Origin of the sequence: Pseudomonas sp. UBA6276, assembly GCF_002438365.1 — a bacterium.
GTDB lineage: Bacteria > Pseudomonadota > Gammaproteobacteria > Pseudomonadales > Pseudomonadaceae > Aquipseudomonas > Aquipseudomonas coleopterorum.
This window is the reverse complement of record NZ_DJUS01000007.1, coordinates 76,534-102,036: the sequence shown is the minus strand read 5'-3', so window position 1 is coordinate 102,036 and position 25,503 is coordinate 76,534. Positions and strand designations below refer to the sequence as shown.

Below are 25,503 nucleotides of genomic sequence, written 5' to 3'. Positions count from 1 at the left end.
AAGGGCAACCTATGTATAATCGCCCGCTTCAACGAAAATGGGTCCGCGCATGTCCAACGCCGATTACGAGGGTTCGCTCCCGCCACCTGCCGAAATGACCGTCATCCCCGTCATTCTGCGCCTGGTCAAAGAGGCGACCGGTCTGAGATTTGCGGCAGTGGCCAGGGTCACCGCCACGCGCTGGGTCGCCTACGCGGTGGACGACTCGGCCCACTTGGACATACGCCCGGGCGATCAGCGGCCACTTGCACAGACGTTGTGCAACGAAGTCCGCCAGCGTCGCCAGTCGCTTGCCTACGGCGAAGGCATGCACGTTCTGGCCGACGGACGCTACGAGCCGGAAACCCAACCAGGCCTGGAAACATTCAAAAGCCATATCTCGGTGCCCATCATCACCTCAGCAGGCGTGTTCGTAGGGACCCTCTGCGGACTGGACCCGGAACCGGTCGCGGTCGAAAATGCCAGCGTGATCGACACCCTCGAACTGTTCGCACAACTGCTGGCCAGCCATCTGGAACTTCACGCGCGGCTGCACGACAGCCAATCCGAACTGGGGGCATCCGAAGAAACCGGGCGATTGCGCGAGCAATTCGTGGCGGTACTGGGGCACGACCTGCGCACGCCGATCAGCGCCGTGCGGATGAGTGCCGATCTGCTGGACCGGCAGGTCACCGATAAGCGCTCCAAGACCCTCGTGGCCGCGATCCAGAGCAGCGCCAAGCGCATGTCGGCGTTGATCGACGACGTGCTGGACTTCACCCGCTGCCGCCTGGGCAGCCGCTTCGTGATCAACCTGAACCGCGTCGACAACTTGTTCGAAGCGTTGATCCCGGTCATCGCCGAAATCCGCCATGCCCACCCGCTGGCCGATGTCAGCTATCACTACACCGATGCCAAACCCGTTCAGTGCGATTTCGGACGCATCAGCCAGTTGGTCTCCAATCTGCTGTCGAACGCCGTACACCACGGCGCACCCGGCGGCCCGATCAGCATCGATGGACGCATCGAGCAGGACAGCCTGGTGCTGTCGTTTTGCAACGAAGGCCTGCCCATCCATCCCGACCGGATGGATCTGCTGTTCAAGCCGTTCACCCGCGCCGACAACGACCGGCAAAACGAAGGACTGGGTTTGGGTCTCTACATCTGCTCGCAGATCGCCGAGTCCCATGGCGGACAGTTGCAGGTCACTTCCAGCGATCGGCACACGGTGTTTACCGTGCGATTGCCGGTGCTTGACCAAGGTCGAGCCGAGCGCTGAAAGCCATACGACGGTACCGCGCTCACACTCCGCCTTCAGGTCGACAATGATGTGACCATCACCGCAGCCGGCTAGGCGTTCGCACTATGTTCACTGAAGCACGGCGCAGCTAACGCCTTATTGACCTTGAGCAACAGGATAGGGTGATACGCGCGCGCCTGATGGTTAAATTACGAATGAGGTCGGAGGAGCAGCAATCCACTGGTTCAAAAGCATCGGCGTCATCTCGCTTGGTCCAGAGTTGGAAAGCGGATTTAAGGCAGCCCCCCCTTGGGCGCCTCCGAAGCTCGCCATCGCATTGATGAGATTTTCAACGCGTGAGGTATCAATTGGGTACTCGCTTACCGATATCTCCTGAGCGCGACTGGCTGCATTTTGATTCCAACCGGCGAAAGCGACAGAATCAGATGTACCCATGACCTCCGAGGCCGCGAGCCTGTCGCCAATCCAAATGGGTTGCTTTCCCGAATCATGATGAGGCTTGGTTCCCTGGCCACCATGCCATGCCTCATCCTGAGGCTCGCTCGCTATCGAAGCAACAATCGGCCCACCCAGAATCATGTCGCTGCCTAGGCTTTCGCCAATCCAATGATCGACAGGATCCATCACCACCATTGACTCGATCTGCGCGGGCATATATTCAACACCCTCGATAGTAATAGAAGCGAGAGAGCTGCCTTGGAAATAATAGCCAAGGACCGTAACGCTTTGATCAACACCCTCACCTATTCGGATGATCAGATCATCAAAAGAACGCTGAAATGAAATCGAGTCGAGCGAAATACGTGTATCCATGATCAATCTATCAGCGCCCCCAGTGCCTGCAGCAATTTTGTCGTGACCTCCACCTGACTCATAAATATACGTGTCGTCGCCGCGATCACCCGAGAGATAGTCGTCACCTGTTCCGCCGTTGAGAATATCGTCTCCCGCAGCACCATGAAGGATATCGTCACCGGCCAGCCCGAGGATCAGATCGTTACTGGAAAGACCATGAAGGCTATCTGACTGCTCGCTCCCGAAAATCCTGTGGGATATAGGAAAACCAGATAGCAAACGGTCGGACGAATAATGCAAAGCCTGTTGCCCGTCGGTTAAGGTAATCGCGTACCGTGTAGCACCGTGCGTGAAGATCGACCGAAACGTGAGCGTGTCTTGCCGGGTGTCATCAAAGAACAATACCAAGTCTTCGTCAGATCGCTCAAGCATGTAGCTTGAAAAATCACCAATGGGCAATTGCACCTTTACTTGGCTGAAACCCCCGCACTCTAGAACATCATGGTCAGCGCCGCGACCGAAAAATACGGTATTATTTCCTTCGCCAAAACCGAGAGTGTCATTACCTTTACCACCATCGAACAGATTATTACCTCCGTTATCGGCAAGGTGATCACTACCATCACCTCCAAAGAGCTGATCATTACCGGCACCGCCATAGATCTCGTCGTCACCCGAGCCACCGTAAAGAACATCATTCCCTCCACCTCCAAGTATCAAATCATCCCCATCTTCTCCATTCAATACGTTATCCCCATGATCACCACGCAGGTCATCAGCGACTTTAGTGCCGACCCATACCGCCGCTTGGATTTTTTCGCGATTCCAAGACAATCCATTTGAAAATTCAATGCTGCTGATCGATTCCGGCGCGTCATCATGAACGATGAAATAAGACTCTGCATGTATGGACTGAGTAGGGTCGTTTGCGAGCTGAATCACCAAGTCGTGCATGGATCGATAGAGGATGATATCTGAAGGCGCTATATCAGGCCCGAATTTCACCACATTGATAGCGCCATCTGATTCCCTGATGATATCCCGTCCCCAACCGCGCGAAAAATAGTAGGTATCCATGCCTCGTCCTCCCGACAGCGTATCGTTTCCCGAACCACCTATTAACAAGTCATCGCCATGACCACCTGAGATGTAGTCGTCCCCATCTCCACCAATAAGTATGTCATCGCCAAATGCTCCGGAGAGCTCATCGTCCCCAGCGCCGCCATTCAAGAAGTCGTTACCCACACCTCCGGCGACATTGTCATCACCTTCCTCTCCAAAGAGGATATCTCTGCCTGCACCGCCATCAATTCTGTCATTTCCATCCCCACCACCGACGATATCGTCTCCAGAGCCACTGTGCACATGGTCTGCTCCGTTCCCCCCTAAGATGAAGTCAGACCGATCACGTGAGTCTCGCAGCTGGTTGGGACCCGTTGCTTCATCCAGATCATCGCTATACATAGCGGTAAGCCGAGCAAATTGTTGCGATGACAAGGCACGGGCTGTGGGTATTATCATACTTGCCCACTCGTCGGTTTTCAGTTCACGAGTAAGTTCGATAGCATCTACAACCGCCTGTAGCGGATCAGTTTGCAGGAGTGCCTCAAGGGAGCGTGTTATTTCCTCATACCGTTCGGCCGGAACACCATTTGCAACGACGAACTTCCTCTTGTCAGCGTAGGCAGCCAGTCGTGTGTGTAAAACCAGACCATTATGCACCGAAGCCCGGAGTGCAGTATAAGCCCTTTCTATTTGTGCTACCTGCTGTGGTTGAACGTTGATATCTCGCTCCGTGACATAAATTATATCTGGGGGCGGGCCAATGAACGGTACTTGGGATTCTGCTTGACTGCCCACATCCACCCCAGCCAAATAATACAGTGAGGGCATATCAAAATCTTCAGGGTCAAAGGTAAAATACTCAATACCTGTAAAAGCCTCGAGTATCTCAATCTTTCGCAACAGGTCTGCTTTCGATAGGTCGTCAGGGGAAGGCAAAGTGGAAACCACACTCGATTCGGACGCTCGCAGGCCCGCATGCCAAGAATACTGGAACTCCACGGCGTACGGGTCACGTGATAAGGAGGCGATCCGTTCTCTAAAGTTTTTCTCAGTGCTGGTTTCAGTCCAAGACATCAACAGGTCATCAAGCAGTGCGAATTGAGCCAATCGCGTAGGCGCCTTGGCATAGGCCGCAAGTGCTGTTTTTAATTTACTACTTAGCATGGCGGATTCACGCAGACTTCTTAGCGAACCGGAGCCATTCATATCAGGAAGTCTTGCGGCAACAGCATCAAGTGCAATCGGACTTTGAGGGTCCTGAAAGAACGTATTCTTGATGAAATTGACACCCTCAATGTTTCTTTCGACGACCGCACCAGCACGCGTCGACTGATAACTACCAATACCCGAAATCACATTACCGTTATCCATATAGCTTAGGGCTTGATGAGCCAGGCTGATCGAGGTTATAGCGTGTTCGCTCAGACTTTTTAGCTCCGCGCTTTGTGATAGGCCGTCCTGGTTCAGATCCCGCCATACCTTGACACGTTCGAAATCAGCGTCATTGGCGTCGAACACCGAGTCCTTATTGGTATCGTAATCAGCAAGCGCTTCAAAACCACTACTGGCTTTCTGCCCTGAGGCAAGTATCATATCGACCCCAAACAATTCGCCGCCGTTATTGATGGTACCGTCACGGTTTTTATCAATGACCAAAAGGCCGTCGTCGCTGAGTACCCACCCCGATCCAGTTCTTACGCCATCCCCGTCATGGTCAAACATGATGCCGACATCTGCGGACACTGTTTCAACTCCATCACCATCAAGATCGAGGACAAGAGGATCGATAACCTGCCGCGCGCTGGTGAAATAAGCATAGACATCGAAGTCGATCGATTCCCGCGGAGCGAACACGTGGCTGAGCGTGCTCCAAACACTATCAAAACTGATCATGTGGCCCAACCACGTACTAGACTCTAATACACTATTACCCGTGTCATAGCTGTGGTACATCAAGCCCATCGTTTCAAAGGCAAGCTCCAGTTCTTTATCGGCATGCCCTGCTGACTCCAGCACCTTGTCCCAGTACGCTTCGATTTCTGACGAATCATTAATGATTTTGAAAATACTGTCTAGCGTCCAGGCCTGGATAGGCAGGCCGTTAGCTTCGAAGACCTGGGTGTGAAACTGCAATACCTCTTCAGAATTTATCTCCCTATCTACGCTGCCATCATTACCACTCGCTATAGAATCAAGAACATCTAAATAACCGCGCGCCATATCCAAACGAATTTTATTCACATCGGACTCGGTAAGCGTTTTTCCACGACTTCTAGCGACAGACCTCATATAGGATAACGCTGCCTCACCAGACAGTGAGTTTCCTAACGCGACACCATCCGCAAGCCGCGCATAATTAAATCCATTCTCGGCGAAATAGCCATACATCTGGCTGACGCCCTGGTCCGCTAATACAGTTCTGGCGACATCCAACTGATCTCGCTCAATCTTCCTGACCATTTACCTCTCCCTGCCCTTGATGACACCAATTAATATTTTTGCCTCATCCAATATGGTTTCCCATTGTGAGAGCATATGGTAGCTGAAGCCGACTCTGAGTTCGGTGGCGGTACCCACCGATTTAGAATGTAGTAAACACCTCGTACGAAACTTGCTCGAATGAAACCTACAGATAATATATAGCGGGTCAACTTCATTGGCCGAGTTAGACCAATAGATTTCTGCCAGGCTTGTTTTGTAGACCGGATCAACACCGGAGTACTTCTGAAGACTAAACGCCTCTTCCGAACCGTAGGCTTGGCCCTGACCAGCCTTTAAATGCGGCATGTATCGTTGCAGTGTTCCGGTAAAGTCTAAGCTACTGGATGCAGGGTTCAACCTCACCATATGTATCGAAACATGGCGCTTATCCGGATCATTATAGACATTGCGTCTTCCAGCGGCTTCCATGCCCGGATAATAGACTTCCAGCACAATGGACTTGAATGACCCCGTACAGTCTTTTGTGCCGTGCTTGGGGCGGGACACCCACGAATCCCCCTCCAGCTCGGGGGGAAAGAATGTGTATTTCATATCGATCACAACCGTGTCTTTACCCCAGAGTCCACACCACACACCGGCAGCTCTTGCGGAATCCATGTCACCCAGCACAACGACCACGACAAAACATATATATACGAAGGTTTTCATGACGCATCCCGATCACGCGTGGTGTAAAATGCTGCAAAAGATAGCCCTTAGCCATTTACCGCAGAAGAGCTAGCCTGAAGCTTTACGTGCAATACCCTTTTGCCCGTTCGATAACAAGCATAGCGGGCCAAACAGCTGGGCGACCGCTGATAATATTATCGGAATATGTCAAGCATGAAGGGGTAGCGCTATCTGACGATCAGAATAATGTAGGTCTGCACACCAACGAAGTTACACCAACTCCAATCCTAGAGCTTACATAGCCACCCCATACATCCTAAAAAGCATTAATACCTATTCGTCCATACAACTGATTTACACTTATTGATAAACACACGCATCTAATACCTCTACCTGCCAAACAGATAGACATCATTCCATTGGATATCCGCAGACTCAAAGATCCCGATAAGTGGCAGCCGCGTACGCATCACCTTGCCAACTACTTAGGCAATAGCTAATTCACCGTTGTGGTGTCGTATTGGATAGGTACAGCCAGATATGGCTCGCAGAAGACTATAGATGCGTACCACGCCCCACCCACCACCTCACGCTCTGCCAAACAGAAGCCTCAAGCCTGCTCCGGCAAACACCATCGCCAAGGTGCCCTCGATCCAGCGGCGCGCCTTTTGATAGGCGCGCACCATCGGCGCTGTGGAAAACACCACCGCGTAGCCGCCGAAGATGGTCACGCTGAGCACGGCGCAACCGGCCAGGATGATGGCGACCGTCGAAGTGGTAGCCCCTGGCCCCAGACCGAGGGTCATCGTCGCGATCCAGCTCAGGATCGCCTTCGGGTTGGTGAGGTGCATCAACAGGCCACGCTGATAGAGCTTCCATCCAGATGCCTTGGGCGCCGATGACAACTCGTTGGCAAAGCGTTCGTTGGAGGTCAGCGCCGAGCGGCAGGCCTTGCTGGCAAGAAAGAGCAGATAGGCGCCCCCTATCACCTTCAAGACGATGAGCGCCTCGGCGTATTGAACGATAACGGCGGAAACCCCTGTCGCGGCCATGGATCCCCAGAAGAACGAACCGCTGATGACACCCCCTGCCAGCATCAGCGCCGGCCGTCTGCCCTGGTGCATCGCCGCGCTCATGATCCGCATGTTGCTGGGGCCGGGGCTGGCGGCGCCAACGATGTAGGTCACGAACACCAGCAGTAGAAGATGAATATCGAATGACATTGAAGGACTCCATTCCAAGGCGGCAGGTTATCGGTTTGGATACCTTATAGTACCGTCACGCTTTGAAGTATCCCCAGCCGCCACTTTCAATACCGAGGAGCTCTTGCATGTTCACAGGTCTCAGCGCGTTCCCATTGACCCCGCTGCGCAATGGCAAGGTAGACGAAAACGCCTTCGTCGGCCTGATCGAAAACCTGGTCTCGGCCGAGGTCGATTCCATCGGTGCCTTGGGATCGACAGGCAGCTATGCCTATCTCAACCGCGAGGAGCGGCGCCTCGCCGCCCAGCTGGCCGTTGGCGCGGCAGGTGACGTGCCTGTGATCGTCGGCATCGGCGCGGTCGCCACGCGGGACGTGCTGCTGCTGGCCGAAGATGCCCAGGCTGCCGGCGCGTCGGCGCTGCTACTGCCACCGGTGAGCTATCAGGCGCTTCGTGCGGATGAAGTGTTCGAACTCTATGAAACGGTCGCCCACCGGGTGTCGCTGCCGTTGGTGGTCTACGACAACCCTGGTACCACGCATTTCCAATTCACCGACGAGCTTCACGGGCGCATCGCCGCCCTGCCCAACATCGCGTCGATCAAGATCCCGGCTGTCCCGGCCGACCCGGCACAGGCGTCAGCCAGGGTCGCGAGCCTGCGGGCGGTCATCCCCAGTCACGTCAGCATCGGCGTCAGTGGCGATGCGGCCGCAGTGAACGGCCTGAATGCAGGGTGTGAGTTGTGGTACTCCGTGATGGGCGGCCTGTTTCCGCGAACCGCACGGGCATTGGTCGAGGCAAGCCGATCCGGGCAGGCCGAGCGGGGCCTTGAAGAATCGGCCCGGCTCGAACCGTTGTGGGCCCTGTTTCGTGAGTACGGCAGCCTCAGAGTCATTGCAACGGCCGCCGAAATCCTCGGCCATACCGCTGCGAACTGCCTGCCGCCGCCGCTCAAGGGGCTCGACGGGCCATCGACCCAGCGAGTCGCGCAGATCCTGCAGGCGCTGCGGCTGGCCTGAGGCGCGCTATCGCTCCGTCTCCATGCTCAGGCTCACGTCCGACGGTGCCTGTAGCCTGTAACCCATGCTGTGCACGGTATGCAGCAACGGCACCTCGAACGATTTGTCGATGGTTCGGCGCAGCATGTAGATGCCGGTTCGCAGGCTGTCCGAATCGGGCGTTTCCTCACCCCACAGCGCCAGTTCCAACTCGCGGCGCTTCACGATGGCGGGGCTCTTGCGCATCAACAGTTCCAGCAGCACGAGGGTGGTGGGGTTGAGCTTGAGCAACCTGCCCGCCCGCTTTACCTCCAGTGAATCCAGATCGAAGCTCAGGTCATGGACTTCGAGCACGTTTTTCCTCATCCCGGCCGAACGTCGACTCACTGTCTCGACGCGGGCAAACAGCTCGGACAAGGCGAACGGCTTGACGATGTAGTCGTCGGCGCCAACGCGAAATCCCGTCAGCCGGTCCTCCAGCTCGTCACGGGCAGTCAGCATCAGAATGGGCGTGTGCCGCCGGGAGACCGAGCGCAGCTTGTGACAGACCTGGTTGCCGTCCATGCCGGGCAGCATCACATCGAGAATGATGGCGTCATAATTGCCGGTCATCGCCAGGTGAAGCCCGGTCACGCCATCCAGTGCACCGGTCACTTCACACCCCTTGAGCACGAAGTATTCCGAGACGTTGGCGAGGATATCGGCATGATCTTCGATGACCAGTATGCGCATGGGACTCTCTTTTTATGTAAGGCACGAGTACGAAACACAACTACCCACTCAACGCTGGACCGGCATTTGTTTCGTGGCCACCAGCGCATTGCCGCTCACCCCTCTGCAGCCGGCAAACATGTCCAGCGCGCTGTTGTAGACCCGCGTCTGGACATTCAACAAGCCTAGCATCGAGTGAAAGAGATTGTCCTGACTCAGCGGATCGTTGCGTGTGCGCTGCAAACAATGACTGTCGACGGCAAGCGCACGTTGATAACTGTCGGAGAACCATACCAGCAGTGGGACGTGTTTCTGCTGGTCAGGTGCCAACATGTAGGGCGTGCCGTGCAGGAACACGTTGTACTCGCCAAGAGACTCGCCGTGATCGGAGAGATAGATCATGGCGGTGGCCACACGGTCCTGGTTGTTGCGCAGGGTATCGATCAGCCGCGCCAGAACGTGATCGGTGTACAGCACGGTATTATCGTAGGCATTGACGATACTCTCCCGGCTGCAGGCGTCCAGCGCGTTGCTCTTGCACACCGGAGTGAAGTGCTCGAAGGCTTGCGGATAGCGCTTGAAATATTCAGGCCCGTGACTGCCCATCTGGTGCAGGACCAACACGGTATCGTTGGAAAGGTGATCGATGAAGGCCTGCAAACCCTGCAGCAGGATTTCGTCCCTGCACTCGCTGTCTGCGCACAGAGCCGGGTCCTTGCCGTGGCTGACATCCAGCTGGGTGACCCGGTCGCAGGTGCCCTTGCAGCCGGACTGGTTATCCCACCACACCACGTCCAGGCCGGCACGCTTGAGCACGTCCAGCAACCCTTCCTGGTTTTTCGCGACGGCTGGTTTGTACTGCTTGCGGCCCATGTTGGAAAACATGCAGGGCACCGACACAGCGGTTTCGGTGCCGCAGGAATGCACGTCGGTGAACGACACCAGACCCTGCTCAGCGGCCAGTTGCGGTGTGGTATCGCGCCCATAGCCGAGGATGCCGAAGTTATCGGCCCGGGCACTTTCGCCCACCACCAGTACGGTCAATGATTTGGTGGGGTGGTTGCCCACGTTCACCGCACGCATCGCATCCTCACCCAAGGGCACGAAAGGATGCTCGACGGTCGACACCTGCTCGCGGGCATAACCGATCGAGGCGCCGATGTAGTTGCTGGGCACCACCATCAGGCGCAACTCGTGGTGATTGCGCAACAGTGACGACAGCCCCTGATAGTCCAGCAATGCGACGCCGGTGATGATGCCCGCACAGCCGGTGCCGATGAGCACTTTGTGGAGCAGCTCGCGATGGGGTTTGCGATACGCAATAGGTGTCTTCCACAACAGCACACACGGCAGCACGCCCAGCGCCAGCAGGTAGACCCACAGCAGGGGCGACAGTAGGCCTTCCACTTCGGTCACGTTGGTTTCGACAAGATTGCGGAACATGCCCGCGTCGACCACGATTCCGTACTGCCCCATGAAATACGCCACACAGGCGCTGACCAGAAACAACACCATCAGCAGCGGTTTCAACAGCTTGGGAAAGGCCAGCATCGTCAACACGAAGTTGAAGACGCACAACAGCAACATCCCAAACGCCCAGGCCAGTTGCGTACCTGCGCCCTCGCCGCCCGTGATGGACGCCAGGTGTTGCCAAAGTGGTGTGTTGAAAGCAATCAATAGAAACAGGCTTGCAGCCAGTGTGACTAATTCCGGACGAACAGGTTTTATCTTGAACATGCGAGTCTACTGTCAGGCAGATAGGCGGGCCGTGCGCAGTGCGCCGGGTATCGACAGCGCGGACTGTAATCTCGAATAACTCAAACTTTCGTGAAAGATTTGCGAGGAAAAGCTTGCTGGAAAAGAACCCGAAGTGTGCATCTCCCGCGCATTGATCATCAGTCGCAGTCATCTGCTGAACGCTGCCCACCTAACGCATTTTTCACATCTTCTTCACCCATCACTGAAGGCCGGAAATCTATCGTCGCCAGCACAGCACGCTGCAGGCAGAACCTTTGGCTGAGCAACGCTTGCGAGACTTCGTGCCTACCGCCCTCATTGATTGTCTACCCACCGATCGGAGCCGTTCATGGCTATCGAAATACCTTCCCGTGCGTCCCGGCCTTTTGACTTTCGTTTCGCCCTGGGTGTGCCACTCGCCCTCATGGCAGTGATGCTCTGGCTGTATCCGCCGGCACTGGACTTTGCGCTTGCACAAGTGTTCTACGTACCCGGCAGCGGCTTCATCGGGCGGCAAAGTTACTGGCTGGAAAACATCCTGCACGACCGCGCCAAACAGGCCGTGATCGCCTTCGCCGTACTGGCGCTGGCCGGATTCATCGTCAGTCTGTGCAGCCCGAAGTGGCGGCAATGGCGCCGGCCTTTGGGCTACGTGGTGCTGTCGATGGCCCTGACGACTGCGGTGGTGATGCCACTCAAGGTGCTCACCGCCGTGCATTGTCCGTGGAGCTTGAAGGAGTTCGGCGGCCAGGAAACCTACACGCCCCTGCTCAGCCCACGCGCCGAAACCGAAAAACCCGGTTTGTGCTGGCCGGGCGGTCATGCGTCGAGCGGCTTCTCGCTGCTCGCGCTGTTCTTCTTCTGGCGCGACCGCCGCCCACGCACTGCGCGAATCGCCCTTGCCGTGGCGCTGGGATTGGGGGCGATCTTTTCCCTGGGCCGCATGGCGCAGGGCGCCCATTTCCTCTCCCACAACATCTGGACCCTGCTGATCGATTGGATGATCTGCGTGCTGTGTTACCGCTGGATTCTGTATCGGCCTGCGGCGTCCCGGATCACCCGCAGCCAGGCCACGATGGTCACCGGAGATCGCTGAAATGAGTGCCAGACGCCAGCCGTTCAAACAGGCGAGCCTGCTGCTGGCTCTGGCAATGGCTGCCGCCCTGCTCAGCGCGTGCCAGACGACACGCGAGCGGCTGTTGGCCGAAGGCTACCCCGCGCCGTTCGCCAACGGCTTCGAGGACGGCTGCAGCAGTGGCCGCAACGCGGCGCAGGCGCTGGGGGAATTTCGCAAGAACGTCCCCACCTACCTCGCGGATCGCCAGTACGCCACCGGCTGGGACGACGGCTTTCGCCAGTGTCAGGCCAGCGTCGCCAGCGATTTCCAGCGCCGCATCGGTACCGACAGCAAGGCCGACCGCGACTGGCGGCATGCCCGGGATCAAGACATGGGCAAGGCCTTGGGTCGTACGTCGCGTGACTAGGCAGATCGGTTAGATTGCCGTCACTTCGCGACTATCGTTCGGATGCTCCGCATCGACGATCAGCGTTGCGCGGGCCAGACGAATACGCGGCGGCGCCGTCGTAGTGATAGCGCAGATGAGCAAGCAACATACCGATTGGCGCACGCGGCGACTGCCACGGTTCGCGTGACCTCCGTATCCACCCGCCAACAGTCCTTCCATTATGCGAGATCCCAATTCTGCAACAAGCCGAAAGATATGCTGTGTCGTTGAGCTCGCCGCAAGGCAGCAACTGCGTTAAAAATGGCGTGAATGGCTGAACGTGGTGTCTATGTAGCGTGAAGAACATTGCCCTGTTTTCAGGCGCCGCTTGCCAATACCCACACGGAACGCTCATCGATGCACGAGAACACCCACTGGCCGCTGACACTCTACTTCGACGGTGACTGCCCCCTGTGCGCTCACGAGATCAAGGTCCTGAGCGCTCGCGCCTCACCCGATCGCCTGCGTTTCGTCGACATCAGCGATCCGGCCTTCGATGCCCCATCCCTGGGGTTTACCCGTGCGCATATGGAGTCGTTGCTGCATGCCCGCTTTGCCGACGGAACATGGGTCACCGGCCTGGACGCCACACTCTGGAGCTGGCGAGCCGCAGGCCTTGGCATCTGGGCGGCGCCGTTGTCGTGGCGCTGGGCCCGGCCGCTGTTGAACGTGGGCTATCGCCTGTTCTGCCGCTGGCGCCCGCACCTGGCATGGCTGCCCCACCCCGACGGCAGCGCGCGCTGCCGTAGCGACAGCTGTGCGCTTCCCGATACGGATCGTGCGGCGCGCAAGCAGCCGCCTTCTGAGCCTCGGTGAGCGCCAAGGCAGTCGCTTTCACGCCATGTGTCGCATGGCAAACGAACCCATCAAATCGTCGCATGTTGCCAAAATTGACAACATGCGTATGATGGACTACAACGCAAGGAATGCTCGTGGACGTACTCAAGAAGGATCGGTTCGATGAAGCCTGTCGAAGGCATCCAACGTGCGCCAACGCACTCCGGACGTGCTATCGAGTGCTGTGCGCTATCGAACCTGAAAGCTACAACGACTTGAGCAATGCCTTCGGCAGCAGGCTCGATCTGTTCAAACCTCGTTCTGGTGCAGGATGGGTTGTGATTGATATTGGCGGTAACAAGTTAAGGCTGATCGCGGGCATAAACTACGAACGGAAGAAGTTGTACGTAAAACATATCTATACACATGCGGAATACGACGCTGCAAACCAATGGTATGCCAGAAACAGTCAAGGAGTGAGGCCATGACCGCTGCGCTTGAAAACTCGCAAGCTATTCGCGCTGCTCTGGAGAGCCTTCAGCGGCTGGTCGAGCAACTTCGTGAGTCTTTCGTTGGCGGAATCCATACGCCTGACGAGTACCAACGTGCGTCTGTTCTGCTGGACGAGCTGACCGATGGCCACCCCCTTAACAAGTACGAGACACAAGTTCTGATCGAGCTTGAGGAGGCCATTGAGCTATATGAGCGCGAATCCGAACACTTCGCGGCTATCAATGCGAACCTGACATCCGCCGTCACGCCCGTGCAGCTCCTACGTGACTTCATGGACGTGCTTGGGCTCACCGGTTCGGACTTGCCTGAAATTGGAGACAGGCACGTAGTCTCCAAAGTGCTTTCGGGCACGCGTCCGATCAGCCACAAGATGGCCTATGCGCTGGCCGAGCGGTTCAGCACCAAACCGGATGTTTTTTTGGAGAAGCAAGAGCGGTCCTGACGTTGCTCGATCGTTTCGGCGAAGACTATCGGCGTCACGGAAACTGCGCCGTTCACGAAAGCGCAGTGGTGGAAGAAGGCGCTGTACTCAACGGCGCGATCATCATCGGTGAAGAAGCCTTCGTCGCCGCGGGTGCGTACCTGCGTGATGGCGTTTACCTGGGCAGGCAGTGCATCGTGGGCCCCTGCTGCGAGCTCAGATGCAAGCAAGTGACACATTCACTTTCCTGAAAAAACACAGAAACATTTTGAAACACGCGGCGCATCTCCCTACTCCAACGTCTTTCTCTCAAAGACTAATCCATGAAGACGCCCCGTCCTGCCGCACGTTTGGAACCGCTCGAGCAACTGCGTAACTTGAAGATGGCGCGATCCGCCCATGCCTATGTGCGGGGCAGCACGGTGCAATTCTATGACTGGCTGCAGTCGCAATCGGGCCGACGCTTGCCCAGTGGTCCGCCGGTGTGGATCTGCGGCGACTGCCATGCCGGCAACCTCGGCCCTACCGGGGATTCGAAGGGCCGTATCGATATCCACATCCGCGATCTGGACCAGACCGTCATCGGCAACCCGGTGCACGATCTGGTGCGGCTGGGCCTGTCGCTGGCGACCGCCGCACGCGGCTCGGACCTGCCGGGCGTGGCCACGGCGCGCATGCTGGAAGAAATGATGGTGGGTTATGAACAGGCCTTCGAGAACAACCACGACGAAGAACCGCAACGCCCCGCCCAGGTGAAGGCCGGCATGCGCAGCGCCGTGCAGCGGACCTGGAAGCACCTGGCTCAGGAACGCATCGAGGATATGCGCCCGACGATTCCATTGGGCAAGCATTTCTGGGCCTTGTCCAAGACCGAGCGCAGCGCCATCAAAACGCTGTGCGCCACCGATGAGATTCATGCCTTGGTCACGTCGTTGAAAGGGCGATCGGGCAGCGACAGTGTCGAACTGCTGGACTCGGCTTACTGGGTCAAGGGTTGCAGCTCTCTTGGGCTCAAGCGCTACGCCGTGCTGCTGGGCGTGGGCGACGATGACGATCAGGAGTTGTGCCTGCTCGACATCAAGGAAGCCGTGGCGGCCGCAGCGCCGCGCACCGTTCGCGCAGGCATGCCACGGGACAACGGCAAGCGCGTGGTCGAAGGTGCCCGGCACCTGTCCCCCGGTCTGGGCAATCGCATGCTGGCCACGCGCATGCTCGACCATGGCTTCTTCATTCGCGAACTGCTGCCTCAGGACATGAAGCTCGAGCTTGATCAGTTGAGCGAAACCGAAGCCATGCGTGCGGCCAGTTACCTGGCCAGCGTGGTCGGTACGGCACACGCCCGGCAGATGGACCTTTCGACCAGAGCCGCCTGGATCCGCGAGCTGCAAACCAACCGCTCCAACACCCTGGATGCGCCTTCCTGGCTTTGGTCCAGCGTGGTGCATCTGGTAGGCAGCCACGAACAAGGCTATCTGGAACACTGTCGCCGCTACGCGCTGCAGAATTGAACATCGGCGCTTGCGTCGAGGACTAAATTGAAACCTTGCGCAGCCCCTCACTCAGGAACCCCGTGTATGCATATTCTTCACATTGCCAGCTCTCCTCGCGGGGAGCGTTCGGCCTCCCTGAAACTGGCCGATCGCTATCTCGAAACGGCTGCTTCGGTTGAGCCCGACACGACCGTCGACGAACTGGATGTCTGGACCACCGACCTGTTGCCGTTCGACGGCCCCGCGTTGAAAGCCAAATACGCGGACCTGGAGGGTGTGGAAATGACCGCCGAGCAGGCGGCCGTCTGGAAGCAGATACATGCCTTGGGCGAGCGTTTTCACCGCGCTGATGTGATCGTGTTCAGCGTGCCGATGTGGAACTTTGGTGTGCCCTACCGCCTCAAGCACCTGATCGACTCGGTGTCGCAGCGTGGCGTGCTGTTCGACTTCGACGACAAGGGCATGGTCGGCCTGCTCAAGGGCAAGAAAGTGGTGGTGCTGGCCACCCGCGGGGTGGCGCTTGGCGAGGATTACCCGACCGAAGACTTCGACCATCAGGTGGCCTTTCTGCGAACCTGGGCCCGCATGGTAGGGATTCCGGCCATCGATACCGTCGAATCGGAAGGCACCCTCGGCGATGCCGCAACCGCCGAGGCCAACTTCAACGCCGCCCTGGATGCAGCTGCTAAGCTGGCCACGACACTGACGTCCTCAAGCGGCCCATCGCACTAGACTTCGGTATGCCGATCCGCCGGTTGGCGCGGATCGGCACCGCTCACCTCCCCTCCTTACACCTTGAACCGCGAGACCACCGTGCGCAGCTCGGTCGCCAGCAAGGTGAGTTCTTCCGCCGTCACGGCGTTGTCTTCGATACCTTCCATGAGCGCCAGGCTGCCATTGCGGATCTGGGTCACGTTGCGGTTGATGTCCTCGGACACCGCGTGTTGCTGCACCGCCGCGCTGGCTATCTGAGTGTTCATGCCGACGATCTGTTCGACGCCATCGCTGATGGCATCCAGGCTGGTCGAGGCGGCATCGGCCGACTGCAAACATTCCTGGGCACGCTGCTTGCCGGCCTTCATCTGCTCGACGGCCGCAGAGGTGGCCGATTGCAATTCCTGAATGATCCGGCGGATTTCTTCGGTGGAGTTCTGCGTGCGTGAAGCCAGGGTCCGCACCTCGTCGGCGACCACCGCAAAGCCACGNNCAGGTTGGTCTGGTCGGCGATGTTGCGGATAACCTCGATCACGCCGCCGATCTGCTGGCTGTGCTGGGCAAGCGCCGAGACCTTCTGCGCGCTGCGCTCCACCTCATCGGCCAGGGCCTCGATGGTGACTTTGGTTTCATGCATCTTCGCCAACCCGGCCTGGGACGACTGACTGGCCTGTTCGGCAGCGTGGGCCGCCCCTTCGGTGTTCTGTGCCACGTCGGCCACGCTGGTGGTCATCTCGTTGATGGCCGTGGCGACCTGTTCGGTCTCGCTTTGCTGAGTGTTCATCGATTGCTTGGCCCGATCGATGGAAACGCCCATGCGCGCGGCGGCATCGGAAACCGACTGCGAGCTGCGCTCGACCTGGGTCAGCGAGCTGCCGAAGGCCTGCACCATGTGGTTCAGGCTGTTGCCCACGTCGGCCATTTCGTCCTTGCCACGCACCTGGACGCGTGCGCTCAAGTCACCTTGGCCGATAAGCCGGGTGGCCTGCAGCACATCCTCGATGCTGCGGCGCATGGCACTGTAGATACCGCAGAACACGTACACCAGCAGCAGGCCGACGACGGCGAACATGCCAAGAATGAACAGCCGCTCCGAGGTCTTTTCCTGAGCCCGCTGGGCCAGGCGGTTGAGCAGTTCTTCCTGCAGCGTGTCCTGCGCCTTGTACAGTTCGGCCACGACCGCGTTGCCTTTGGCGGGCACGTTCTGCACGTTGACCAGCGTGTCACTGGTGGAGGACGTGACCGCTTCCAGGTCCGCACGGAAGCCGGTCAGGCTCATGAACGCACTGTCGATAGGTGCCTGAATGCGATCGGCCAGGGCCGGCTCTCGGCGACGCAGCAGATCCAGGCTTTGCTGAAGCTCCTTGTGGATCAGCAATTCGGTCTTGAGCATCGACTTGATCACGCCCCGCGTCGCCGGGCTCAACGGCTGCCCCTCACGCAGCCCGCTGGCCAACCCGCGCAGTTGCCCGACGATGTTGATCTGGCGGGGCAGACGCAGCGTGCTCAGGTCGATCATGAACAGCGATGCGTAATCCTCATCCAGCACCATGCCCGACGTCGCGGAGACGTAGTAGACGAAATTCAGGGTCTCGATCAGTTGGTCGTTCCATTGATCGAACATGCCCCCAGGATCGACGCCGGGCTTGGCCAGCGACATCAAGCGCGTGGCCGAGGCATGCAGGCGTTCCACGCGATCGCCGGTCTGCAGAGCGTCGTTGAACTGGCGGTCAGTGGTGGCCAGTTTCGAGAAGGCGTCTTCGATCTTTGCCTGATTGGTCAGCACATCGGCCTGTGCGGTCTGATCGCCGCTGAGCAGGCGGTTGGTCAACGCGCGCTGCATCATGGACAGGCGCAGGATCGGCGTCACATCCAGCAGGTAGCGCTGGCCGGTCTGCTCCGAGCGTATGACCGCCAGGCTGTCATTGAGCTGAACGATGAAGCGGGTACCGAGCAGGAGCAGCGGAACCAGAACGATGATGGCGAGCACCGCGAATTTGGTCTTGAAGCGTAATCGGTTGGCGAGCGTTACGGCAGGAGCAAGGAGGTTCATAGGGTTCTCACAGCCCGGAATGGGACGGTTAGTGGTTAATCGTGAGTGAGAACGGTCCATTTCTCGGACGCCGGGGCTCTGTCCGGCCCCTTGGCCGAGCACAGGTGTTCTGTGCTCAAACGTCCGTATCGGTTGGGTTTCGGATAACTTTACGAGGATTTGTACAAATATCTTTATTTGTACAGGTTTTGAACTTCATGACCTGAGTAATGTCGCGGCGATATCACTGTGGGGATCGAAAAAATAAAGATTGAATACTCACAGAAAATGTTATTTAAATAACATAAATAACAGCCGACGGTGGGTCCGTCGGCGCTGGCGAGGTCACAACAACAATGAGCAAGATCGCAGTCATCGGCAGCAACATGGTCGACCTGATCACCTACATCGAGCGCATGCCCGCCCAGGGCGAAACCCTCGAAGCACCGCGTTTCGCCATGGGCTGCGGCGGCAAGGGGGCCAACCAGGCCGCGGCGGCGGCCTTGCTGGGTGCCGACGTCCTGATGCTGAGCAAGGTCGGCGACGACAACTTCGCCGATACCACCTTGGCCAATTTCCAGCGTCTGGGCATCGACTCGCGCTTCGTCGAGCGGGTACCGGGCGTGTCCAGCGGCGTGGCGCCGATCTTCGTTCAGGAGAACTCCCATAACAGCATCCTGATCGTCAAAGGCGCCAATGCCCATCTGCACCCGGCCGACATCGATCGCGCCGAGGCGCAATTGCGTGATTGCGCCCTGATTGTGCTGCAACTGGAAATCGAACTGGCGAGTGTGTACCACGCCATCGAGTTCGCTCGACGCCACGCCATTCCAGTGTTGCTCAACCCCGCCCCTGCCCTGGCCGGCCTGAGCAACGACCACCTGGCGCTGCTGGACTTCCTGATTCCCAACGAAAGCGAACTGGCGCTCATCAGCGGGCTGCCGGTGAACTCTACCGACGAAGCGGCGCATGCCGCGCGAACCCTGGTGGCCAAGGGTGTACGCCACGTCATCGTTACCTTGGGTGAACAAGGCGCCCTGTACGTCGGCGCCGAAGGCGAGTGGCAGGTCCCGGGCGTCAGGGTCGAGGCGCGCGACACCAGTGGCGCGGGCGACGCCTTCATCGGCTGCTTCGCAAGGCATTGGAGCCAGGACGCCGATATCCATCAGGCGATGCAACAAGCGGTGGCCTACTCGGCCTGCTCGGTCACCGGCCTCGGCACGCAGTCTTCCTACCCGGATGCAGAAACGTTTGCACGCTTTCTGGATGCATCGGCTCGCTGACACCTCACCAGCACTCTCGCGGAGAACAATAATGAACAAACCTGCGCTGCAACAAACCCCGGACGGGTTCTACCTGAACCGCACGCCATGGTTCGCCTTCATCCTGCTGTGTCTGATCTTCGCCCTGTGGGCCGCTGCGGCCGGCATGAACGACGTGCTGATCGCCCACTTCAAGAAGGCCTTCCTGCTCAGCGACTTCCAGTCGGCCTTCGTCCAGTCGGCGTTCTATCTGGGCTACTTCTTCGTCGCCATACCGGCAGCCCTGGTGGTGCGCCGCTTCAGCTACAAGACCACGATCCTGGTCGGCCTGATGCTGTACCTGTTCGGCTGCGCGCTGTTCTTCCCTGCCGCGTCCACCGCCAAGTACGGCATGTTTCTGATCGCCCTGTTCGTCATCGCCGCCGGCCTGTCGTTTCTCGAGACCGCCTGCAACACCTATTCGACCCTGATGGGTCCGCGGGAAACCGGCACGCGGCGCTTGAACATTTCCCAGACCTTTCACCCGTTCGGGGCCATGACCGGGGTGTACGTCGGCAGCTTCGTGATGTTCAAGGACACCGACGCCAGCCACGAGCAACTGGCGCAGATGAGTGCCAGCGAAGCGGCCGTGCAGCAGTTGCAGATGATCCAGTCGACCTTGCTGCCGTACAAATGGATGATCGCGGTGCTCATTCTGATGTTCATCCTGATCGCCATCACCCGCTTTCCCGCCTGCAAGGGCAACCGCACCGGCAGCGAACCCCGGGCCAGCCTGGGTGAAAGCCTGGGACGCCTGCGCCGCAACCCGCGCTTCTGTTTCGGCGTGCTGGCGCAGTTCCTCTACGTCGGCGCTCAGGTGGGCGTCTGGAGCTTCACCATTCGCCTGGCCATGCAGATGGGTGGCATGAACGAACGCAGTGCCTCTTGGTTTCTGTTGATCACCTTTGCCGCCTACTTCGTCGGCAAGATGATTGCCAACGTGCTGATGCGCAAGCTGCACCCCGCCAAGGTGCTGGCTCTGTACGGCGTGCTGTGCATCCTGTTGCTGGCCTACACCATCTTCGTACCCAACATCACCGCGGTGTACGCAGCCGTGGGTGTCAGCGTCTTTCTCGGTCCTTGCTGGCCGACCATCTACGGCCTGACCATCGACGGGCTCGGCGAAGACACGGGTGTCGGTGGTTCGCTGCTGGTGATGAGCATCGTCGGCGGTGGCGTGATCCCAATCTTCCAAGGCCTGCTCAGCGACGCCAACAACGGCAACATGCAGATCGCCTATACGGTGCCGCTGCTGTGCTTCGTGGCGATCGTGCTGTACGCGGTGCGCTGCATGCGCCAGCCACAACCGGCCCTGACCGGCTCAGCCGCGGCGGTGGCGCAATGAGTGCCGAATGCCTGCGCCTGCCGCTGTACCCGCAACTGTGGGACAGCACCCGTCGAACCCTGCTCGAGTCGCGTCAGTTCACCGTACACGCCTGGACCTACCCCAGCGGGGTCAAGGCACTGTCGCTGGAGAACAGCCGCGGCAAGCTGGTGATACTGCCCTGGCAGGGTCAGATGATCTGGTCGGCCGAGTTCGATGGCCACGACCTGACCATGCGCAACATGTTCAGCCAGCCCCGCCCCAGCAACAGCATCATCGGCACCTATGGCTGCTTCATGTTCCACAGCGGCCTGCTGCGCAACGGTTGCCCAGGCCCGGAAGACACCCACGCGCTACACGGCGAGATGCCCTGCGCGCCGATGGACGAGGCCTGGCTGGAAAGCGGTGAGGACGAGCATGGCGCCTACCTGCGCCTGGGCGGTACCTGCGAGTATGTGCAGGGATTCGGCGACCACTACCGGGCCAGTCCCAGCGTCACCCTGCGCCCGGCCAGTGGCGTATTCGAGATCGGCATGGAAGTGCTCAACCTGGCGGGCAAGGCCATGGACCTGATGTACATGGCGCACATGAACTACGCCTATGTCGAAGGCGCGCGGCTGAGCCAGCCGCTGGGCTGCGAGCGCACCCGGGTGCGCAGCAGCGTGCCGGCCCACGTACGGCCGACGCCAGCCTGGAGCGATTACATGGCGCAGCTGAGCCAGGATCCGCAAGCCCTGGAAGTGCTCGACTCCCCTGCCCTGTACGACCCGGAAATCGTCTGCTTCTTCGATGAAGTGCGCAGCGATGCCGAGGGGCAGGCGCATTTCTTTCTGGAGCACCCCGACGGCGCGGCCTTCTACACCCGCTACAGCCCGCAGCAGTTCGAGCATGCCGCGCGCTGGATCCTGCACAACGCGGATCAACAGGTTGCCGCGTTCGTCTTGCCCGCCACCTGCGAACCGGAGGGTTACCGCGCCGAACTGGCCAAGGGCAACGTGCGCAGCCTGGCGCCCGGTGCGCGCGCCGAGTTCAGCGTGCGCACCGGTTTTCTCAGCGCCACGGAACGGCGAGCGTTGCCGACGTGACCTGTCTACACCACCAGTTGAGCACCGCCGGCCTGGATGGCCTCGCGGTAGGCGCGGGGGATTTTCTTGTCGCTGACCACACACTGGAAGTCGCTCAACGCGCCGAAATGCGCCGTGCGCACGGCGTCGAACTTGGAGTGATCGGCCAGCAGCAGGCACTGCCGCGCCTGACGCATGACCTTCTGCTTGACCTCCACCTCGTGGAAGTTGAAGCAGGTGACGCCGCACTCCAGGCTGACACCGGCCGCGGAAACGAATGCCCAGGTGAGCCGTACGCTGTCGAGAATGCTGGCTTCGGCCTGGCTCTCGAACACCTGGTTCTTGCGGTGGAAAACGCCACCGCACAGGACGATGTTGCAACGGGTTTTCTGCTGCAGCTTGAGCAGCACGTTCAGCGAGTTGCACACCGCAGTGAACTCGAGATCGTCGGGAATGAAGTCGACCACGAAGGGCACCGTCGTACCGCAATCGAAGAACACCGTGTCGCCCGGCTGAATGAAGGCGGCCGCCAGCTTGCCGATCCGGCGCTTTTCCTCGACATGACGGGTGTCCTGCTCGCTGACCCGGTAATCCCCCGGCTCAGGGTCGTCGTGGGCGCGCGTGATGTAGCCGCCCAGCAGCCGCAACTGTTCCGGATGCCGACTCAGGTCGCGGCGCAGGGTCATTTCGGACACGTCGAGCAAGGCCGCCATCTCGCGCAGATGCACGGCTTTCTGGTCTTGCAGGACCTGTTGGATCTGTTTGATTCGGTTGGTTTTCTTGACGTCCACGGGCATCCAGGCAATCCGTTGGTGAGGTAGATACGGTTGATACCGCGAACAAAGTAACACCAATTGTTAATTTTATAACGTGTGGGCCAAGGCCCCGTGTTTCCATTGATGACAGGAATCGCTTCATGACTTCACTCGACCCCACCGCACTGGCGCAGACCATCGATCACACCTTGCTGGCGGCCGATGCCAGCCGCGAACAGATTGCCACGCTTTGCGCGGAGGCCCGTGAGCACGGTTTCTACTCCGTGTGCGTGAATTCCAGCCAGGTGCCCGTCGCGGCCCGGCATCTGGCGGGATCCGCCGTCAAGGTCTGCGCCGTGGTGGGCTTCCCGCTGGGTGCCGGCCTGAGCGCCGCCAAGGCAGCGGAAACCGTGCTGACCATCGCCGCCGGCGCACAGGAAATCGACATGGTGTTGAACATCGGTTGGCTCAGGGAAGGGCTGTACATCGACGTCCGGGACGATATCGCTGCGGTGCTGCAGGCCTGCGGCGAGGTACCGCTCAAGGTGATCCTGGAAACCTGCCTGCTCGACGATGCGCAGAAGGTGCGCGCCTGCGAGATCTGTCGCGAGCTGGGTGTGGCGTTCGTGAAAACCTCCACGGGTTTCAGCCGCAGCGGCGCCACGCTCGAAGACGTCGCCCTGATGCGCCGGGTGGTTGGCCCGGACATCGGCGTCAAGGCGTCGGGCGGCGTGCGTGACGTCGCCACCGCCCGGGCGATGATCCAGGCCGGCGCCACCCGTCTGGGCACCAGCTCGGGAATCGCCATCGTCACCGGCGGCCAGGCAGGTAGCGGCTACTGAGTCCACGTGCGATTGAGGAATGTTTTTCACCAGTGTCGATCCAAAAGGTCAGAAACAGACGTCAGGCTGACCGTTAGACTGATGTCATCTCTTGAATCTTGGACAGACACTATGAATGTACGAAATCAGGACACTCGATCGCACGATCTGGCTGACCATGACGCGTTCAGCCGTACCTTCCAACAGGACCAGTTGAGCATCGGCTTCATCGCCCCGGCCTGCGGCTATCCCGACAGCCCGTTCCCGAGCCTGTCGGACCAGGCCGAGATCGTGCAGAGTCTGGACCGCAGCGACGCCGCAGCCCTGTGGCTGCGCGACGTGCCGTTCTACGACCCCTCGTTCGGCGACACCGGCCAGGTCCTCGATCCGCTGGTGTACGCCGGCTGGCTGGCCGCCCTCACCCAGCGCATCGCGATCGGCACCGCCGGATTCGTCACGCCCCTGCGTGAACCGGTGATCACCGCCAAGCAGATCACCACCGCCGACCAATTGCTGGGCGGACGCTTTCTGGCCGGCATGGCCTCCGGTGACCGACCCACCGAATACCCGGCCTTCGGCGTCGACTTCGGGACCCGTGTCGAGCGCTATCGCGAAGCCGTGGCCTTGATCAAGACGTTGACCTCGGTGTCATTCCCACGCCTGAAGACCGAGCATTTCGGCCATTTGCGCGGGGACATCGACCTGGTACCCAAGCCGGCAGCCTCGCGCATCCCGCTCATCGCCATAGGTCGCGCCGGGCAGAGCCTGGAGTGGCTGGCCGAACACGTCGACGCCTGGATCTGGCACGGCGACGCCCAACGCATGCCGGAAGTGGTGCCGCACTGGCGCGAAATGACCGCAGCGCGGGGCTTCGTGCCCTTCGGCTACGGTGCGATGTTCGATCTGGACAGCAATGCCGACGCCCCATTGCAGACCGGCCGAGTCCTGCGTGGCGGCCGCCATGCCTTGAAGCAGTTCTTCGCGCAGCAACGCGATGCCGGCATCAACCACGTCGCCCTGAACCTCAAGCCGACTCGACGTCCGGCATTGGAGGTGATTGCGGAGCTTCAGGAACATGTGCTTCCCGAGTTCTCGCTGGCATAAGGTTCATCAGTCCCTCTCGCCTCGGTGTGCTGTAGGCCGCCTGGGATAGCATGGTCTAGAGCTTGTCCCGGCGCATCTGTGACACCAGAGTGAAGCGGTCCTGGGGGTGGGTGGTTTCCGAAACCACCATTACCGCCCCGTCCTTGTCGCGGTATTGCCGCAGAATGTTCAGGCCGGGTGAACCGACGTCCGCATTGAGGCTTTTGGCAATCTCGACCGAGAGCAGTACCGCACGTACCTGCTGATCCACCACATCAATGTACCGGCCGAAATGCCGTTCGATCAGGGCGGCGATCAGCTCGTCGGGATGCTGATTGGCCAGTTCGATCACTTCCGAATAGATATCTTGGGCGTACACATCGGTCCAGCAGAGCGGCGCGCGCGGGTTTTCCTGATCGACGCGCAGGCTGGATACTCGAAAGTAATGCTCCCCAGGCTCAAGGCCCAAGCGCTTGGCCTGCGCGATGTCGGCCACGAAATGGAGGACGTTCTGAATGCTGCGCACTTGGGTTTCGGCCAGGTGCACCAGATCCGATACCGAGGCCAGCGACTGCGAGTACCCACCGATGGGTGTGGCCGACTCGACCCGTGTGCCGACTCGCTTGCGGCGTGACACCAGGCCCTGATTCTGCAGCTGGGTAATCGCCGCGCGCACGGTATGCCGACTCACCGCATAGAGGTCGCACAGCTCCAGCTCGGTGGGCAGCAAGGTGCCCACCGGAAATCGACCGCTGGAAATCCCTTCCCTCAAGTCCTTCGCAACGACCTCATAGCGCGTCTGGCTCATACCTTCCATCAGTCTCAAGCGATCAACGAGTTGACA

The 25,503-nt window shown here is 59.2% G+C and carries 22 protein-coding genes and 1 pseudogene; 15 read left to right on the top strand and 8 right to left on the bottom strand.

Translation table 11 applies throughout. The features are described from left to right. The first annotated feature begins 49 nt into the window (after positions 1 to 49). A complete protein-coding gene (locus tag B2V21_RS01520) occupies positions 50 to 1,258 on the top strand; it encodes a sensor histidine kinase (protein WP_286915826.1) in 1,209 nt (402 codons plus the stop codon). Between the two features lie 165 nt (positions 1,259 to 1,423). Here B2V21_RS01520 and B2V21_RS01515 read toward each other — a convergent pair whose 3' ends face one another. From B2V21_RS01515 to B2V21_RS01505, 3 genes are all read right to left on the bottom strand, one after another. Beyond that, positions 1,424 to 5,560, bottom strand: coding sequence for a calcium-binding protein (locus tag B2V21_RS01515; RefSeq protein ID WP_286915825.1), 4,137 nt, complete (start codon positions 5,558 to 5,560; stop codon positions 1,424 to 1,426). After that, complete coding sequence (locus B2V21_RS01510) at positions 5,561 to 6,250, bottom strand: hypothetical protein (protein WP_286915824.1); 690 nt, start codon at positions 6,248 to 6,250, stop codon at positions 5,561 to 5,563. It lies immediately after the preceding gene. A gap of 548 nt (positions 6,251 to 6,798) precedes the next feature. Next, entirely contained in the window at positions 6,799 to 7,452 is a 654-nt protein-coding gene (locus tag B2V21_RS01505) for a LysE family translocator (protein WP_286915823.1), read from the bottom strand. An 89-nt stretch (positions 7,453 to 7,541) separates the two neighbouring features. Between B2V21_RS01505 and B2V21_RS01500 the strand changes: the two genes are divergently transcribed. Then, positions 7,542 to 8,432 carry a dihydrodipicolinate synthase family protein gene (locus B2V21_RS01500; protein ID WP_286915822.1) on the top strand — a complete coding sequence of 297 codons (891 nt, stop codon included), beginning with the start codon at positions 7,542 to 7,544 and terminating at the stop codon, positions 8,430 to 8,432. A gap of 6 nt (positions 8,433 to 8,438) precedes the next feature. Here the strand turns inward: B2V21_RS01500 and B2V21_RS01495 are convergent, their stop codons facing one another. Together B2V21_RS01495 and B2V21_RS01490 are read right to left on the bottom strand one after the other, a co-directional pair. After that, on the bottom strand, positions 8,439 to 9,143 hold the full coding sequence (locus B2V21_RS01495) for a response regulator transcription factor (protein WP_286915821.1): 705 nt from the start codon (positions 9,141 to 9,143) through the stop codon (positions 8,439 to 8,441). 48 nt (positions 9,144 to 9,191) lie between these two features. Next, positions 9,192 to 10,859 (bottom strand): phosphoethanolamine transferase, encoded by a 1,668-nt coding sequence (locus tag B2V21_RS01490; RefSeq protein WP_286915820.1) that lies wholly within the window; start codon positions 10,857 to 10,859, stop codon positions 9,192 to 9,194. Positions 10,860 to 11,208: 349 nt separating this feature from the next. Here B2V21_RS01490 and B2V21_RS01485 point away from each other — a divergent pair, with 349 nt between their 5' ends. The 8 genes from B2V21_RS01485 to B2V21_RS01450 all read left to right on the top strand — a co-directional run bounded on the left by B2V21_RS01485 (position 11,209) and on the right by B2V21_RS01450 (position 16,297). Further along, positions 11,209 to 11,955 (top strand): phosphatase PAP2 family protein, encoded by a 747-nt coding sequence (locus B2V21_RS01485; RefSeq protein ID WP_286915819.1) that lies wholly within the window; start codon positions 11,209 to 11,211, stop codon positions 11,953 to 11,955. 55 nt (positions 11,956 to 12,010) lie between these two features. Further along, on the top strand, positions 12,011 to 12,343 hold the full coding sequence (locus B2V21_RS01480) for a hypothetical protein (protein WP_056843440.1): 333 nt from the start codon (positions 12,011 to 12,013) through the stop codon (positions 12,341 to 12,343). Positions 12,344 to 12,721: 378 nt separating this feature from the next. Then, the gene (locus B2V21_RS01475; RefSeq protein WP_286915818.1) at positions 12,722 to 13,180 is read left to right on the top strand and encodes a thiol-disulfide oxidoreductase DCC family protein; all 459 of its coding nucleotides are present in this window, start codon (positions 12,722 to 12,724) and stop codon (positions 13,178 to 13,180) included. A gap of 116 nt (positions 13,181 to 13,296) precedes the next feature. After that, entirely contained in the window at positions 13,297 to 13,629 is a 333-nt protein-coding gene (locus B2V21_RS01470) for a type II toxin-antitoxin system HigB family toxin (RefSeq protein ID WP_082223585.1), read from the top strand. After that, the gene (locus B2V21_RS01465; protein WP_286915817.1) at positions 13,626 to 14,096 is read left to right on the top strand and encodes a helix-turn-helix domain-containing protein; all 471 of its coding nucleotides are present in this window, start codon (positions 13,626 to 13,628) and stop codon (positions 14,094 to 14,096) included. Before B2V21_RS01470 ends, B2V21_RS01465 begins: the two co-directional genes overlap by 4 nt. A 2-nt stretch (positions 14,097 to 14,098) precedes the next feature. Continuing rightward, positions 14,099 to 14,326 (top strand): hypothetical protein, encoded by a 228-nt coding sequence (locus tag B2V21_RS01460; RefSeq protein WP_376787085.1) that lies wholly within the window; start codon positions 14,099 to 14,101, stop codon positions 14,324 to 14,326. A gap of 72 nt (positions 14,327 to 14,398) precedes the next feature. Then, positions 14,399 to 15,583 carry a DUF2252 domain-containing protein gene (locus B2V21_RS01455; RefSeq protein ID WP_049859245.1) on the top strand — a complete coding sequence of 395 codons (1,185 nt, stop codon included), beginning with the start codon at positions 14,399 to 14,401 and terminating at the stop codon, positions 15,581 to 15,583. Positions 15,584 to 15,649: 66 nt separating this feature from the next. Next, positions 15,650 to 16,297, top strand: a complete 648-nt coding sequence (locus B2V21_RS01450) for an FMN-dependent NADH-azoreductase (protein ID WP_286915816.1) — start codon at positions 15,650 to 15,652, stop codon at positions 16,295 to 16,297. Between the two features lie 56 nt (positions 16,298 to 16,353). On the opposite strand, the pseudogene B2V21_RS01445 reads toward B2V21_RS01450, so the two are convergent. Next, positions 16,354 to 18,332: pseudogene (locus B2V21_RS01445) on the bottom strand (methyl-accepting chemotaxis protein). Between the two features lie 335 nt (positions 18,333 to 18,667). Here B2V21_RS01445 and rbsK point away from each other — a divergent pair. Genes rbsK through B2V21_RS01430 form a run of 3 tightly spaced genes read left to right on the top strand, consistent with a single transcriptional unit; the run spans position 18,668 to position 22,021 of the window. Next, positions 18,668 to 19,594, top strand: a complete 927-nt coding sequence (gene rbsK / locus B2V21_RS01440; RefSeq protein ID WP_286915815.1) for a ribokinase — start codon at positions 18,668 to 18,670, stop codon at positions 19,592 to 19,594. A 31-nt stretch (positions 19,595 to 19,625) separates the two neighbouring features. Then, positions 19,626 to 20,957, top strand: a complete 1,332-nt coding sequence (gene fucP / locus B2V21_RS01435; protein ID WP_286915814.1) for an L-fucose:H+ symporter permease — start codon at positions 19,626 to 19,628, stop codon at positions 20,955 to 20,957. Beyond that, positions 20,954 to 22,021 (top strand): aldose 1-epimerase family protein, encoded by a 1,068-nt coding sequence (locus B2V21_RS01430; RefSeq protein WP_286915813.1) that lies wholly within the window; start codon positions 20,954 to 20,956, stop codon positions 22,019 to 22,021. Before fucP ends, B2V21_RS01430 begins: the two co-directional genes overlap by 4 nt. A 5-nt stretch (positions 22,022 to 22,026) precedes the next feature. On the opposite strand, the gene deoR is transcribed toward B2V21_RS01430, so the two are convergent. Beyond that, positions 22,027 to 22,797: a DNA-binding transcriptional repressor DeoR gene (gene deoR, locus B2V21_RS01425; protein WP_082223554.1), complete on the bottom strand. Its 771-nt coding sequence runs from the start codon at positions 22,795 to 22,797 to the stop codon at positions 22,027 to 22,029. Positions 22,798 to 22,916: 119 nt separating this feature from the next. Here deoR and deoC point away from each other — a divergent pair, with 119 nt between their 5' ends. Beyond that, positions 22,917 to 23,597 (top strand): deoxyribose-phosphate aldolase, encoded by a 681-nt coding sequence (gene deoC / locus B2V21_RS01420; RefSeq protein WP_286915812.1) that lies wholly within the window; start codon positions 22,917 to 22,919, stop codon positions 23,595 to 23,597. A gap of 111 nt (positions 23,598 to 23,708) precedes the next feature. Next, positions 23,709 to 24,680 (top strand): LLM class oxidoreductase, encoded by a 972-nt coding sequence (locus tag B2V21_RS01415; RefSeq protein ID WP_286915811.1) that lies wholly within the window; start codon positions 23,709 to 23,711, stop codon positions 24,678 to 24,680. Between the two features lie 55 nt (positions 24,681 to 24,735). Here B2V21_RS01415 and B2V21_RS01410 read toward each other — a convergent pair whose 3' ends face one another. After that, positions 24,736 to 25,467, bottom strand: coding sequence for a GntR family transcriptional regulator (locus tag B2V21_RS01410; RefSeq protein ID WP_090362128.1), 732 nt, complete (start codon positions 25,465 to 25,467; stop codon positions 24,736 to 24,738). Positions 25,468 to 25,503: the final 36 nt, after the last annotated feature.